Source organism: Neorhizobium sp. T7_12 (genome assembly GCF_002968535.1).
GTDB classification, from domain to species: domain Bacteria; phylum Pseudomonadota; class Alphaproteobacteria; order Rhizobiales; family Rhizobiaceae; genus Neorhizobium; species Neorhizobium tomejilense.
In genome coordinates, this window is the sequence record NZ_PVBK01000036.1 from 1 (window position 1) to 13,917 (window position 13,917).

A 13,917-nucleotide genomic window follows, 5' to 3' on the forward strand; every position below is an offset into this window, starting at 1 on the left:
GACACAATTTTCGCCCACTGCCCATCGCTCAGTTCATAACGCTTAGCCGCCATAACGACCCCCGTGGTTCAACACGGTGTCCTATGAATCAGCGATCAGGTGATTTGGGAATCCTGAATGTCGATCCAACCTAGTGGTGCCAGCCGAGGTAGAGGGGTTAGCGTCTCACACAGGCCGGGGGAGGGGGCGACGATCAGAGCCCCGACGCCTTGGTGAGATTCACCCGAAACCGATCCCGCCGCCGCTGATATTTTCGGGTCATCTCGGCAGAAGCGTGACCGAGCTGCTTCTGAACGTAACGCTCGTCGACCTCGGCCGAGGAGGCAAGGCCGGCACGCAGCGAGTGGCCTGAGAATTTTTCCGCGCGCTCGGTCTCGGTGAGGTCGGGGCGCACGCCGGCGGCCGATGCCGCCTTCTTGACGAGGCGCGCCACTTCCTGATCGAGCAATCGCTCGGGGCCGACATCCTTGCCTTGACCGGTAACCCGCCGGAAGAGGGGGCCGTGCGCAATCCTTGCAAGGTTGAGCCACGTCTGCAGTGCGACGACGGGGCAGGTGGCGTCCAAGGAGCCGCGACCGATTTCCACTTTACGCCAACCGCGTTTTCCCCGGACCGTAACCACCATGCCCTTGTCGAGGATCTCGATCCAGCCGCGGCTGTCCTTCGTCTGGTCGCGGCCGACGTCAAGCCCTACGATCTCGGAGCGCCGCAGCCCACCGGCAAAGCCGATCAGCAGCATGGCCCGATCGCGCAAGCCCCGCAAGGTGCCGCGCGGGAGCGTCTCCAGCATGGCGATCAGGTGTTCGGGCAGCACTGCTTCCTTCTGCCGGGGCGGGGCGGCATGGGTGTTGCGGATGCCGGCGAGCACGGTGGCGATATGGCGATCCTTGCGGTCGAGCGGGAGCCCGCGCTGCGCATAGTTCCAGGTGATCGCGGAGAGCCGCCGCTCGATCGTCGTGACCGAATTTGGCTTGCTGCCGGCGATTGCCGAACCCGAGGCGGCGTCACTGCCACCGGCACACGCGGTGATGTAGAGGCCGACGGTATGTGGGCTGGGCGGCAGGATCTCCAGCCCTTGCCGGCGGCACCATCCGGAAAAATGCTTCCAGTCGGAGGCATAGGCTTTGCGGGTGTTCGGTGAGCTCGCGGCCTCGACATAATCGCGCGCCAGATCGGCGAGCTGCTCCAGATGAGCGGGCAATACGGTACTGGCTTCCGGAAGAGGGGAGGGGAGGCCGGCGTTGTCCGTCGAGATGCCGGCCGACGCCTGCGGCGCGGAAATGTCACCGTCGGCGGCCGTGCTGAGAGACGGAGCGGAGCTCGGCTCGACGGAAATTTCGCTGTTTTGTTCGATGATTTGGCGCATTTCTCTATAATGACAGAAACGAACGATAATGGAAGTTTATCGGTCATTATGGGGTGCGACGCGTTGTGCGGTTTCTGGGCGTAAAAATACCCTAAACCGCTTCCGCGAACTGCCCCGCTTTCGACCGGACACTCTGTCTAAGCAGAGAGGCTCACGCACCGAGTTAAGGCTAGGCTTATGTGTAACGAGTTTCGACGGGTGATGATGGTGACGTCCGGCGGCAACGCTGGACAACGGAACACATCAAATAAATCGTGATATCTAATCCACGAGGCGGTGGGCGGTGAACTTGTCTGTCACCAGTGTGTCGATGACGCCGACCCTCAATGCACCTGCAATTGCGTCGGTTTTCTTCCCGCCGCCGGCCAGGGCAATCACCCGATCGACGCGCTCAAGCTCTTCGAGCGGGAGACCTATGACTCGATCATCCAAGGGCGTTTTCACGGGCCTGCCGTCCTTGTCGAAGAACCGCAGTGAGATGTCTCCGACGGCGCCCGCTTCGGCAAGGTCGGCGAGTTCCCGCGACGAAAAGATGTTTCCCGATCTGGCGAGCAGTTCCGACGGCTCGACGGCGCCGATACCGACAATCGCAAGCGTAATGCTGCCGAACAGGTCCATCGTCTCCCGGACGAATGGGTCGGCCTGCATCAGGAGCTTTGCTTCCCGCGACGATGTCACACCTTGCACCGAAAGGAGCTTCGGCTCGGCACCTGTCAGCCGAGCCAGCCGAGTAGTGAGCTGTGTAGCATGCGTCTGCACTGAAGGATCCCCCATGCCTCCAAGCGTCTGGACGACATATTTCGCCTGAGCGCTCTTTTGAGGATGGATGTTCTCGACCATCTTGAAAATGGTCTGGCTCCAGCTCGAAACGCCGATGATCTCGCCCGGCGCAAGCGTCACTTCCAAGAGATGGGCCGCTGCCTCTCCGATACGGGCCATAATGGCTCCGTCCCGATCTTCCGTGCATTCCACGACGATCGCCTCCGGCAGATCGTACTTCTCGCGAAGCGCGCCCTCGAGCTCGCTATAGGTTCCCACGGGAGGGATCACGCTGGTTCGCACGATATCTTCAGCCTCGGCACGCTTGAGCATGCGCGAGACGGTTGCTTGCGAAAGGCGAAGGTGCTGTGCGATCTCCGCCTGCCGCCGTCCCTCCAGGTGATACATCTGGGCGACCCTTGAAATGAGGCGGAGTTCGTTGAGGCGAGTCATCGCAAATCCCGGAGTGAATTTTTATTCACCCTTAGCCTTTGTATGGCGGGACGTCGAGCGGGCGAGCGCATCATTCCAGGTGTGGAGAAGTACCGCTCGATCCACGGGTTGCGGCTCAATGATCTGCGACTTTCGCGGCAGCTCCGCGACCATGTCGAGATCGCTCCACAAGCCGAGGGACACCCCCGCCAGGTAAGCGGCGCCTAAGGCCGAGGCCTCGGGTGCTTCGCATTGGATCACGGGATGTTCGATGAGGTTCGAGACACACTGCATCAGGAAGCGGCTCTGGCTCGGTCCACCATCCACATAAAGCGCACCGAGCTCGCCGCCGCTCTGTGCTCGCATGGCGGCGATCACGTCGTATACCTGAAAGGCGATCGAGTCGGTTACCGACCGCGCCATTTGCGCACGTGTCGTGTTGAAGTCGATCTGGGAGAACAAGGCACGGGCATCGGAGTTCCAGTAGGGTGCGCCCAGCCCCACGAATGCCGGCACGAAGCCCGGTCCGCCCGGTTTGGCGCTCGCCGCAAGTTCGACAAGGGCCGCCACGTCCGAAAGGCCGAGAATCCCTGCCATCCAGGGGAGACTGGCGGCGCAAACGAGAATATTGCCTTCCAACGCGAAAGTCGGCATTCCATTCAGACGCCATGCCACGGTGGTTGTGACGCCGTTGCGTGGGGGAACAAATCGCGGAAGCGTCGTCATCACCGAAGAACCGGTTCCGAAGGTCACCTTGCCGTCGCCGGGCTGGAACGCTCCATGACCGAACAGGGCAGCATGGCTGTCGCCGATTGCGGCCATTATCGGAGTTCCGTTCGGCACGCCGGGCAACCCTTGCGTCCTGCCGAAGTCGGCAGAGCTGTCAAGTACCTCTGGCAGGAGCGGGATATCGACGCCGAAAATCTCGCCAAGTTCCTCGCTCCATCTCTGTTCCTGGAGATCGAACAACTGGCTCCTGGCGGCATTGGATGCATCGCAGGCATGCCGGCGCCCGCCGGTCAGGCAATGGACGAGCCAACTGTCAATCGTGCCGAGCCGGACCGAACGCCCCTTCGGAATGCGGTCGAGCAGCCATCGGAATTTCGAGCCCGGGAACATCGGATCCAGTGGCAGGCCTGTGAGCGCCAGCACGCGGTCAAGATGGCCTTCGGCAACGAGACGTTCGCAATCCTGTGCCGTTCGACGGCACTGCCAGCTTACCACCGGTCCAAGCGCGTCTCCCGTTTCGGCGTCCCAGGCAGTGACAGACTCGCGCTGGTTTGAAATGGCCACGGCTTCGACAGTCACATCGGGGCCGGCCTTCAGGCAGGCGTCGATCGCTTCGCAGACCGATACGTAGAGCCGGCGTGGGTCTTGTTCGACCCAGCCCGCCTTCGGATAGGAAATGCCGACAGGAACAGAACCTCTGCCGACGATTTCTCCCTTTTCCGAAACCAGAACTGCCTTTGAATTGGTCGTGCCCTGGTCGATCGCCAGAATTGCCCGCATTCTATCCTCCCCAGATCAGGCGGCGGCCGAGGCGACGAGAAAAGCGTCCCGGCTGGTGACGGGACCCCATTTACTTGCGCCTGATCAGCGCCTGCGCGGCGTCGGCGATTGCGGACGGCGCCATTCCGAATTCGTCGAGCAGGAATTCGGCGGATCCGGTCGGGGCGTAGATGCCGGGAACTCCAAGACGTTTCATCGGGACCGGCGCATTGTCGACGACCACTTCGGCCACTGCGGAACCGAGCCCACCAAAGATCGAATGCTCTTCGGCTGTGACGATCGCTCCGGTTTCCTTCGCCGCGGCGATGATGGCGTCCTCGTCGATCGGACGAACCGTTGCAAGGTTGATCACTCTGGCATTGATGCGGCGGTCTGCGAGGATTTCGGCAGCCTTTAGGATTCGATGAGTCAAGGTGCCGTTTGCGATAAGGGTGACGTCGAAACCCTGACGCAGGAGATTTGCCTTGCCGAGTTCGAACCTGTGACCCTCCGGAAGGAGATCCGGCACTCCTACGCGAGACAGACGCAGGAAACAGGGCCCGTTGTAGGCGGCGGCCCACTCAACCGCAGCAGCCGTTTCGATGCGGTCGCAAGGCGCAATGACTGGAAGATTGGGCAGAACCCGCGTCCAGGCAAAGTCCTCGATCGAGTGATGGGTCGGGCCGAGTTCGCCATACGCCATTCCGGAAGAAATGCCGATCAGCTTGACGTTGGCATTCGAATAGGAAATATCGGCCTTGATCTGCTCCAGCGACCGCCCAGTGAGAAACGGAGCGGCGGCGCACACGAACGGAAGGCGTCCACCGTTGGCGAGGCCCGCTCCAACCCCCACCATGTTCTGCTCGGCGATACCGACATTGACGAGGCGCTCCGCAAACTTCGCCTTGAAGCCGCCGAGCTTGGAGGAGCCCACGGAGTCGTTGCAGACGGCAACGATCGTTTCGTTTTCGGCTGCCAGCCTTTCAAGGGTAGCAGCGAATGCGTCGCGGCAATCGTAGAGCTTGGGTGCGTTTATTGGCGCGTTCATTACAATGCCTCCGACAATTCTGCCAATGCGATTTGGTATTGTTCCTTGGTCGGAACCTTGTGGTGCCAGTCGACTCGGTCCTGCATGAACGAGATTCCGTGCCCCTTGTTGGTGTGGGCCACGATGCAGTGAGGTCTCGATCCCCGGTGTTCGAGGGCTGAGACGACTTCGCTCATATTGTTCCCATTGATCTCGGTCACTTCCCAATCGAAAGCTTCAAGCTTCGGACGAAGCGGGGCGAGATCGTTGGTTTCTGCCAGAGCTGCGCCCTGCTGGTACCTGTTGTGGTCGATGACAAGCGTCAAATTGTCGAGCTTGAACTGCGCGGCCGCCATGATCGCTTCCCAGTTTGAGCCCTCCTGCATCTCGCCGTCGCCGGTGACGACGTAGGTGTGATATGTCGCATCCGAGAGCTTGGCGGCTTTTGCCATTCCTATTGCAACTGGAAGGCCGTGGCCAAGCGGCCCGGTATTCGTTTCGACACCAGGAACTTTGTTGCAGTTTGGATGCCCGTTCAGCCTCGAATGCGGCTGCAGAAAGGTAGAGATCTCTTCCTCAGGGATGAAGCCGCGCTTGGCGAGCGTCACATACAGAGCGCATGCAGTATGTCCCTTGGAAAGAACGAACCTGTCGCGATCGGGGTGCTTCGGCTGATCGGGCCAAACATTCAGCACACGGAAATAAAGGGCTGTCAAAATGTCGATGACCGACATTTCCCCGCCAATATGGCCGGCGCCCGCTTCAAAGACGGCCTGGAGATCGCGCAATCGAATCTGGCGGGCGATGCGCTCAAGTTCTGTCGTATCCATGGACATTCTCCGATGCATAAATATTCAGTTGGCAATATTTTTGCATAAGAAGCCGATTAGTCAAGCCCCTTATGTCCGGAACCAAAGGGGCGACGAGAGAAGAAATGTTATTGACAGCCACATAGCAAGTCGTTTATGAATTTTCCAGCAGGAGTGAATATTTATTCTACGCTGCACGAATATCGGATATAAGCCTACGCATAGGGAGGAGCAATGGTGGCGCTCGATATCAATGAACAGCGGCTTTCATCCGGCAGTTGGCTCAGTAAGCTGAAGGGAGCGACCGGACCGCTTGCTGGGCTGCTCGCACTCTGCATCTTTCTGAGTTTCAGCACGGAAGCCTTCCTGTCGGTCCGGAACGGTCTGAACATCCTCGATCAGATCACGGTTCTCGGCATCATGGCGGTGGGAATGACCTTCGTCATCCTCATTGGAGGCATTGACCTTTCGGTAGGGTCGGTGCTCGCGCTCGCAATGATGGTGATGGGCTGGACGGCAAATGTAGCAGGCCTTCCGTTGCCCGTGGGGATCGCTCTCGGCTTGGCTGCCTCAGCGGTTTCAGGTCTGATCGTTGGGCTGCTTGTGACGGTGTTCAGGGTTCCTGCCTTTATCGCCACTCTCGCCATGATGTCGGCCGCTCGCGGGGTGGCGAACATGATCACGGACGGCCAGCAGATCGTGGGATTTCCGGACTGGTTTATGATGCTCGCGATCGACCGTCACTTCGGCCTCCTGACTGCGACCGTCTTCCTCATGCTGGCAGTCGTGCTCGTCGCGTGGCTCTTTCTTCACTTTCGCTCCGAAGGCCGGATGATCTACGCGGTCGGCGGGAATCCCGAGGTCGCGCGGCTGGCCGGCATCAATGTTCAGCTTGTGACGGTGGCCGTCTACGTCGCGAGCGCCATACTGGCAGGACTTGCAGGCATTGTGCTGGCCGCTCGTCTCGACTCCGTTCAACCGTCGAGCGGGTTCGGCTATGAACTGGACACCATTGCGGCGGTCGTTATCGGTGGAACTTCACTGTCCGGTGGTGCGGGCGGCATTGGGGGCACGCTGATCGGCGTCCTCATCATCGGAGTTCTGCGGAACGGCCTCAACCTTCTCAACGTCTCGCCTTTCCTGCAGCAGGTTATCATCGGTATCGTGATCGTGCTTGCCGTTGGAGCAGAGACCATTCGTCGGCGCCGCGCCTGACGATTGAGTCCGCCGATGGCGGTCTCCCACCCATTCCGGCTTGAGAGGTTCGAGCCGGATAGTGCCCAGAGGGGGAGGACCTACCCGAGGGTTTCACCTAAAACGGAGGAAATACAATGAAAATTGCGCGCACCCTGCTCGCTTCCGCTGCCCTGCTCGGCCTCACGCTCGGACCCGTGCACGCGGCCGAACTGAAGAAGCTCGGCCTAGCCGTTGCCAACCTTCAAGCCAACTTCTTTAACCAGATCAAGCAGTCCGTCGAGGCTGAAGCCAAGAAGCGTGGCATCGCAGTCGTCGTTGTCGACGCCAAGGGTGACGGCCCGACCCAGGTGAACCAGATCCAGGATTTGCTCACACAGAACATCGATGCCCTGATCTACATTCCGGCAGGCGCTGCGGCGGCAACCGTGCCGGTGAAGCTTGCAAAGAACGCCGGCATTCCCGTTATCAATGTCGACCGTAACGCGGAAGGCGCACCGGGAGACACATTCTTGGCGACCGACTCCGTGACGTCGGCCAAGGCCGTATGCGACTATATCCTCAAGCAGGCCGGCGGAAAGGGCAAGATGGTGATAATCCATGGCCAGAAGGGGACGACGCCGGAAGTGGACCGAACGAAGGGGTGCATGGAATCCGTCAAGGCGAACCCAGGCGTCAAGGTCGTAGCCGAGCAGTTTTCCAACCTCTGGAGCCAGGACGAGGGCTTCCAGATCATGCAGAACATGCTGCAGGCGAATCCTGACGTTTCGATCGTCTTCGCTCAAGCGGATGGTCTGGCACTTGGCGCTGCCCAAGCGATCAAGGTCGCCAATCCGTCCCAGAAAATCGTGGTCGGCGGCTTTGACGGCGACACCGCGGCATTGGAGGCTCTAAGCAAGGGGGTGTTCAATGTGACCGCGACCCAGCAGACACAGAAGATGGGCCGCGACGCTGTCGAGAACGCCGTTAAGCTCGTGGCAGGCGAGAAGGTCCCGCCGGTCCAGCTCATGGACGCCACCCTGACGACGAAGGAAAACGTGGCGGGCTTCATCGCCAACCATCCGTAATGAAGCCGAAGTCTGAGGAGGTGTGCCATGACTGATCCAGTTCTTTGCCTGAGGGACATATCCAAAAGCTATGGGCCGCTCCAGGTATTGAAGGATGTCAGCTTGGACGTTTATCCGGGCGAGGTGGTTGCACTTCTCGGTGAAAACGGAGCAGGCAAGTCAACGCTATCGGGCATCATCGCCGGGTCCCGCACGCCGTCCGAAGGATCAATGACATGGCTGGGGCAGCCTTATGCCCCGGCCACCCCAAGGGAAGCGATCGACAAGGGCGTCGTCCTGATCCATCAGGAACTGCAGCTTCTGCCGCAGCTGTCGATCGCGGAAAACGTCTTCATCGGACGTTGGCCGATGAAGAACGGCGTGGTCGACCGTCCCCAAATGGTTCGCCGGGCCCAGGACCAGCTCGCTCGGTTGAACCTTCACATCCCTGCCACACGGACGGTCGCCGGCCTTTCCACGGCAAATCAGCAACTCATCGAGATCGCTAAGGCCCTGGCTCTCAACGCAAAGCTCCTGATCCTCGATGAGCCGACAGCCGCCCTTGGCGGCGCGGAGACGGAAGCTCTGTTCGAGCAGGTCAGGAAGCTTAGGTCCGAGGGCGTCGGCATCATCTACATTTCCCACCGCATGGAAGAGATCAAACGGATAACCGACCGGATCGTCGTTCTTCGCGATGGTGAGCGCGTGCAGGAATTCTCAGACAGCGCGACCCCGGTGCGAACAATCGTCGAGAGCATGGTCGGGCGCCCGCTTGACCGCTTGTTCCCGGCCCTGCCGGTTCCGACAGACCATCTAGTACTCCAGGTGTCGGGGCTCAGCTCGCCGGACAACTCATTCCGTGACGTCACCTTCGATGTGCGCGCCGGGGAGATTCTCGGCATCGCCGGACTGGTCGGCGCGGGCCGCACGGAACTTGTGCGCGCGATTTCGGGCGCGGACCCGATTAGCGCAGGTTCGATCAAGCTGGAAGGTGAAGAACTCAGGCTGCGCGATCCGGCGGATGCGATCGCCAAGGGCATTGTCATGGTCCCGGAAGACCGCAAGGAGCAAGGCCTGGTTGTCGGGCACCGGATCGGCGAGAACATTATCTACGCCAATCTCGACAAGCTGGGCGGGCGTTGGATTACGCCGCGCATCAAGCGCTCGTTTGCGGAGAAAGCAGTTGCCAAGTTCGGCGTGAAGGGCCGTGCGGAGCAATATGCATCGGACCTGTCCGGCGGCAATCAGCAGAAGGTCGTCATCGCGAAATGGCTCATGCGCGATCCTAAGGTCGTCGTACTCGACGAACCGACGAGAGGCATCGACGTCGGCGCCCGAGCGGGCATCTACGACGTCATCGTCAGTCTTGCCAAACAGGGCGTCGCGGTCATCGTCGTAAGCTCTGACCTCGAGGAAGTTCTCGGAGTCTCCAATCGCATACTCGTCCTTGCCCAGGGAAAGCAGGCAGGGATCCTCGACCGTGACCAGGCGAATGACGTTTCGGTCATGGAGCTCGCTACCATCTAAACAGACAGAGAAAGGAAGAGCGGTGTCCGACATCACTCTGAACGCCCCTAAGCTTTTCGATCTCAGCGGCCAGGTTGCCATCGTGACAGGAGCTGGCAGCGGCATTGGGCAGCGCATTGCCATCGGCCTTGCGCAATGCGGCGCCGACGTGGCGCTGCTCGACCGTAGAACCGACGACGGACTGGCTCAAACGGCCGCACATATTGGCGCCGCCGGCCGCCGCTCGATCCAGATCGCGGCGGATGTCACGAGCAAATCTTCCCTTGGAGATGCCGTGGCACGCACTGAGGCAGAGCTGGGCGCGTTGACGCTTGCCGTGAACGCCGCCGGTATCGCCAACGCCAGTCCCGCGGAAGAGATGCAAGAGGATCAGTACCAGACGTTGATGGACATCAACCTGAAAGGGGTCTTCCTGTCCTGTCAGGCCGAAGCTCGCGCCATGTTGAAGAACGGACGCGGCGCCATCGTCAACGTCGCGTCCATGTCAGGCGTGATCGTCAATCGGGGATTGAGCCAGGCCCACTATAACGCGTCCAAGGCCGGCGTGATCCATATGTCGAAGTCTATGGCGATGGAATGGGTCGGGCGTGGAATCCGCGTCAACACGATCTCGCCGGGATATACAGCGACACCCATGAACACGCGTCCCGAGATGGTTCATCAGACCAAGCTCTTCGAGGCGCAGACGCCAATGCAGCGCATGGCAGCGGTCGATGAGATGGTCGGTCCGGCCGTATTCCTGCTGTCGGATGCGGCAAGCTTCGTAACCGGCGTCGATCTGCTTGTCGACGGCGGTTTCTGCTGCTGGTGATGCAATGAGAAAGCTCATCGCTGGTAATTGGAAGATGAACGGTCTGGCTGCCTCCCTGGCTGAGATCGTGGCGCTGAAGGGACTAACGGGCGAAGCGACGTGCGACATCGTCGTCTGCCCGCCCTTCACGCTGATCGAAATGGCCGCACGGGAAATCGCGGGGACACGGCTTGCGGTCGGCGCTCAGGATTGCCACCCGGAACCCGCCGGAGCCTATACCGGGGATATAGCCGCGCAAATGCTGGCAGACGCCGGATGTCGCCATGTCATCGTCGGTCATTCTGAAAGACGGACAGTCTATGGCGAGTCTGATGCACTGATTGCTCGAAAAGCACGTGCGGTTCAAGGGGCGGATTGAACGCGATCATCTGCGTCGGCGAGACGCAGGCCGAGCGGGATTCGAATGAGGCGCTTCACGTGGTCGCAAAGCAGATCGCCGGGTGTGTCTCCGACGGCGCTTTGGCGGCAAATACTGCGATTGCATATGAACCCGTGTGGGCTATCGGTTCCGGGCGGGTGCCTACCTTGGAGCAGATCGGCGAAGTCCATTCGGCCATCCGCGACCAGCTGCAGAAGCGGTTCGGGAGCGAGGGTGCCGACATCAGGATCCTCTACGGTGGCTCGGTCAAGGGTTCGAACGCAGTCACCATATTCACTATCCCTGATGTGAATGGTGCCCTGGTAGGGGGAGCTTCGCTCAGGGCATCGGACTTCGCGGAGATTGTTGCCGCCGCGCGATAGACCAGAGTTGCTGCAGACCAGGAGATCATACGACCGGGATTTGATTGCTAGCAGATCCGGTTCGAGGAGAACGTCAATGAAACGCTTCGAAAACAAGACCGTCGTCATCACCGGAGGCAGCCGTGGCATTGGCGCTGCGATCGCCAAGCGCTTCGCAAGAGAGGGCGCCAATCTCGTCGTCTCCGCCAATGAGGAGTCGGTCCATGCGGTCGCTGAAGAGATCAAAGGCGGCGGCGGCAATGCTATCTCCTTTGTCGGAGACGTCACCGACAAGGCGAGCGTCAAGGCTCTCTTTGACGCGGCAGAGAAGGCTTACGGCCTTGTCGACGTGTCGATCCAGAACGCCGGCGTCATCACCATCGCCCGCATCGAGGACATGACGGAAGGCGAGTGGGACAATGTAATGGCCGTCAACACCAAGGGCGTCTTCTTGTGCGCCCAGGAGGCAATCCTGCGTATGCGCAAGCATGAACGCGGCGGCCGCATCATCAATACTGCCTCCGGCCAGGCGCGCGACGGCTTTATCTACACACCACACTATGCCGCGTCGAAGATGGGCGTCGTCGGGATCACCCAGAGCCTCGCGAAGGAAGTCGCGACCGAAAACATCACCGTCAACGCCTTCTGCCCCGGCATCATCGAAACAGATATGTGGGCGTACAACGACCAGGCCTGGGGCAAGCTGCTGGGCAACTACGCTCCTGGCGAACTTATGAAGGAGTGGGTCGAAGGCATTCCCATGAAGCGGGCAGGTTCCGGCGAGGACGTTGCCGGCCTCGTGACCTTCCTCGCCAGCGACGACGCCGCTTACATCACCGGCCAGACGATCAATGTCGACGGCGGACTGATCATGTCCTGAATCTTTGGCAACCGAAGGTGCTTGTGATTGCGCTGCCAGGCCACGTCAACGCGGTGGTGCGCGCTAAAACGATGGCGTGGCCGTCGTCAGTTCCTAGGAGATGCAGAAAATGAACAGTGCGTGCTCTATTTTGGGCTTGCGTTCAGGCGGTTGAATTTCCTATCTTGGTTTGGTTCTCAGGGCGGGGTGAAACTCCCCACCGGCGGTATCGGAAGCAATTCCGGAGCCCGCGAGCGCCTTCTCCAAAGGAAGGGTCAGCAGATCCGGTGAGATGCCGGAGCCGACGGTATAGTCCGGATGGAAGAGGACAAGGCAGGGTACGCCGCTCGACGAGCGGCGGCATCATCGCATTGTTCGCCCAAGGGATATTGGTGGCTCACAGGCCATGCACGCCGTTTCACACCGGCTAACCCTTGAAAGGCACGAAGAGTGGCAATTTCGAAGATTGAAGATGCAGTCGCCGCGATCGCTCGTGGAGAGATCGTTGTCGTTGTCGACGACCGCGACCGGGAAAATGAAGGTGATCTCCTGATCGCTTCGGACAAGATCACGCCTCAGGCGATCGCATTCATGATGAACCACGCCCGGGGGCTGATCTGCGTCCCGATGGAGGGCGGACGCCTCGATGAACTCGACATTCCGCTGATGGTCTCCCGAAACACCGAGATGCTCAAAACCGCATTCACCGTTTCCGTAGACTATATTCCCGGAACCTCAACCGGCATTTCTGCCGCAGACCGGGCCGCAACCGTTCGCGCCCTGGTTACGGATGGTTCTCGACCCGAGGATTTCGCGCGGCCGGGCCATATCTTTCCGCTTCGAGCCCATCTAAATGGCGTTCTCTCCCGCCCGGGCCACACCGAAGCAGCAGTGGACCTAGCGAAGCTCGCTGGCCTATCCCCGTCCGGCGTGATCTGCGAAGTGGCGAATGATGACGGCACCATGGCGCGTCTGCCGGAACTCGAAGCATTTGCCGAGCGGCACAGCCTTCATCTGATCACGATCGAAGACCTCGTTGCGTACCGGGCGTCGGCGTCGGTCGTAAGGGCGGCCTAGTTTGCCCTCTAGATAACCGGAGCACCTGGGGCCAAATTGGCTTGGGCGTCGACCGAGATGGTTACCACGTGGCTACGCACATAGGACCGGTAGAAATTGAAAGCGCGGCCAGCTTTCGTCTTTCACACGGAGTGGATCAGAAGCACAGGCGCGCCCTTTGCCAACTCCAGGCAACGGGTTGCGTTTTCAGGGGCGGCCACCGCGAGAGCGTATTGTTGCCTGGATTGGGACAAAACTCGCGCCAAATCGCCGGAAAATGTTGGCAATCGGCACAAATTGAACCCGAGTTTCCTTGTCGATCAGCTTGATTAAGCGGAATCAATTTCTGTAATGATAGAGTTTATTATCTGCCAGGATCATTGGAATCTTTCGGATTGACCGGAACCGCCAACACCGGACATTTCGACTGCCACAAAACTCCCTATTCTGCGACGTCGCTAAAGTCAGGAAAACAAGCGTCGCTTTAATTGGGAATTTCGCGACAATGCGGCCAATAGCTCGGCCAGTTGATCGGCTTGGGCGTCGTCCAGCTTGTCGCCTAGATGTCGCTGAATCGCCGCCGCATAGACGTTCCACATGCTCGCCTGCATGGCCCGGCCGGCATCGGTGATAATGACCCATCGACCCCGGCCATCCTCGGAAAACACCTCGCGCTGAACAAGACCGGCCTTGTCCATTCGGTCGAGAAGCCGGGAAAGATTGTGCTGCGCCAAGAGGGTGCGCTCCTCGATCTCGTAGGGCCGCAAGCGGCCATCCTCGGCCCGCGACAGCTCCAGCAGCACGTCATACCAGCCAAGCGGCG

At 60.1% G+C, this 13,917-nt stretch carries 12 protein-coding genes, 1 pseudogene and 1 riboswitch; of the genes and pseudogenes, 7 read left to right on the forward strand and 6 right to left on the reverse strand.

Features of this window, described 5'->3' with window-relative positions:
* Positions 1–193 precede the first annotated feature (193 nt).
* The 5 genes from C5J26_RS32050 to C5J26_RS32070 form a co-directional block, all read right to left on the reverse strand.
* On the reverse strand, positions 194–1,366 hold the full coding sequence (locus C5J26_RS32050; protein WP_105405445.1) for a site-specific integrase: 1,173 nt from the start codon (positions 1,364–1,366) through the stop codon (positions 194–196).
* Positions 1,367–1,627: 261 nt separating this feature from the next.
* Entirely contained in the window at positions 1,628–2,578 is a 951-nt protein-coding gene (locus tag C5J26_RS32055) for a sugar-binding transcriptional regulator (protein WP_105405446.1), read from the reverse strand.
* Between the two features lie 21 nt (positions 2,579–2,599).
* Positions 2,600–4,066: an FGGY family carbohydrate kinase gene (locus C5J26_RS32060; RefSeq protein WP_105405447.1), complete on the reverse strand. Its 1,467-nt coding sequence runs from the start codon at positions 4,064–4,066 to the stop codon at positions 2,600–2,602.
* Positions 4,067–4,136: 70 nt separating this feature from the next.
* Positions 4,137–5,093 carry a transketolase family protein gene (locus tag C5J26_RS32065; protein WP_105405448.1) on the reverse strand — a complete coding sequence of 319 codons (957 nt, stop codon included), beginning with the start codon at positions 5,091–5,093 and terminating at the stop codon, positions 4,137–4,139.
* Positions 5,093–5,902 carry a transketolase gene (locus C5J26_RS32070; protein ID WP_105405449.1) on the reverse strand — a complete coding sequence of 270 codons (810 nt, stop codon included), beginning with the start codon at positions 5,900–5,902 and terminating at the stop codon, positions 5,093–5,095. The genes C5J26_RS32065 and C5J26_RS32070 overlap by 1 nt, the downstream gene beginning before the upstream one ends.
* Before the next feature lie 213 nt (positions 5,903–6,115).
* Here C5J26_RS32070 and C5J26_RS32075 point away from each other — a divergent pair, with 213 nt between their 5' ends.
* From C5J26_RS32075 to ribB, 7 genes and pseudogenes are all read left to right on the forward strand, one after another.
* Positions 6,116–7,096 carry an ABC transporter permease gene (locus C5J26_RS32075; RefSeq protein WP_105405450.1) on the forward strand — a complete coding sequence of 327 codons (981 nt, stop codon included), beginning with the start codon at positions 6,116–6,118 and terminating at the stop codon, positions 7,094–7,096.
* A gap of 116 nt (positions 7,097–7,212) precedes the next feature.
* Positions 7,213–8,142 (forward strand): sugar ABC transporter substrate-binding protein, encoded by a 930-nt coding sequence (locus tag C5J26_RS32080; protein ID WP_046666132.1) that lies wholly within the window; start codon positions 7,213–7,215, stop codon positions 8,140–8,142.
* A gap of 27 nt (positions 8,143–8,169) precedes the next feature.
* On the forward strand, positions 8,170–9,648 hold the full coding sequence (locus C5J26_RS32085) for a sugar ABC transporter ATP-binding protein (protein ID WP_105405451.1): 1,479 nt from the start codon (positions 8,170–8,172) through the stop codon (positions 9,646–9,648).
* A 22-nt stretch (positions 9,649–9,670) separates the two neighbouring features.
* Positions 9,671–10,459, forward strand: coding sequence for an SDR family oxidoreductase (locus tag C5J26_RS32090; RefSeq protein WP_105405452.1), 789 nt, complete (start codon positions 9,671–9,673; stop codon positions 10,457–10,459).
* 4 nt (positions 10,460–10,463) lie between these two features.
* Positions 10,464–11,200, forward strand: a pseudogene (tpiA, locus tag C5J26_RS32095) (triose-phosphate isomerase).
* A gap of 76 nt (positions 11,201–11,276) precedes the next feature.
* On the forward strand, positions 11,277–12,059 hold the full coding sequence (locus C5J26_RS32100; protein ID WP_105405453.1) for a glucose 1-dehydrogenase: 783 nt from the start codon (positions 11,277–11,279) through the stop codon (positions 12,057–12,059).
* A 168-nt stretch (positions 12,060–12,227) separates the two neighbouring features.
* A riboswitch (FMN riboswitch) is annotated at positions 12,228–12,372 on the forward strand.
* A 116-nt stretch (positions 12,373–12,488) separates the two neighbouring features.
* Positions 12,489–13,115 carry a 3,4-dihydroxy-2-butanone-4-phosphate synthase gene (gene ribB / locus C5J26_RS32105; RefSeq protein ID WP_105405454.1) on the forward strand — a complete coding sequence of 209 codons (627 nt, stop codon included), beginning with the start codon at positions 12,489–12,491 and terminating at the stop codon, positions 13,113–13,115.
* A gap of 443 nt (positions 13,116–13,558) precedes the next feature.
* Here ribB and C5J26_RS32110 read toward each other — a convergent pair.
* Positions 13,559–13,917: MarR family winged helix-turn-helix transcriptional regulator (locus C5J26_RS32110; protein ID WP_105405455.1), on the reverse strand; the 359-nt coding region annotated here is incomplete at its 5' end.

Bases quoted from the DNA above. Each gene is read 5' to 3' on its own strand.
- C5J26_RS32060 (WP_105405447.1), bottom strand. From the start codon at position 4,066: ATGCGGGCAATTCTGGCGATCGACCAGGGCACGACCAATTCAAAGGCA.
- C5J26_RS32075 (WP_105405450.1), top strand. From the start codon at position 6,116: ATGGTGGCGCTCGATATCAATGAACAGCGGCTTTCATCCGGCAGTTGG.
- C5J26_RS32070 (WP_105405449.1), bottom strand. From the start codon at position 5,902: ATGGATACGACAGAACTTGAGCGCATCGCCCGCCAGATTCGATTGCGC.
- C5J26_RS32100 (WP_105405453.1), top strand. From the start codon at position 11,277: ATGAAACGCTTCGAAAACAAGACCGTCGTCATCACCGGAGGCAGCCGT.
- C5J26_RS32080 (WP_046666132.1), top strand. From the start codon at position 7,213: ATGAAAATTGCGCGCACCCTGCTCGCTTCCGCTGCCCTGCTCGGCCTC.
- C5J26_RS32085 (WP_105405451.1), top strand. From the start codon at position 8,170: ATGACTGATCCAGTTCTTTGCCTGAGGGACATATCCAAAAGCTATGGG.
- C5J26_RS32050 (WP_105405445.1), bottom strand. From the start codon at position 1,366: ATGCGCCAAATCATCGAACAAAACAGCGAAATTTCCGTCGAGCCGAGC.
- C5J26_RS32055 (WP_105405446.1), bottom strand. From the start codon at position 2,578: ATGACTCGCCTCAACGAACTCCGCCTCATTTCAAGGGTCGCCCAGATG.
- C5J26_RS32065 (WP_105405448.1), bottom strand. From the start codon at position 5,093: ATGAACGCGCCAATAAACGCACCCAAGCTCTACGATTGCCGCGACGCA.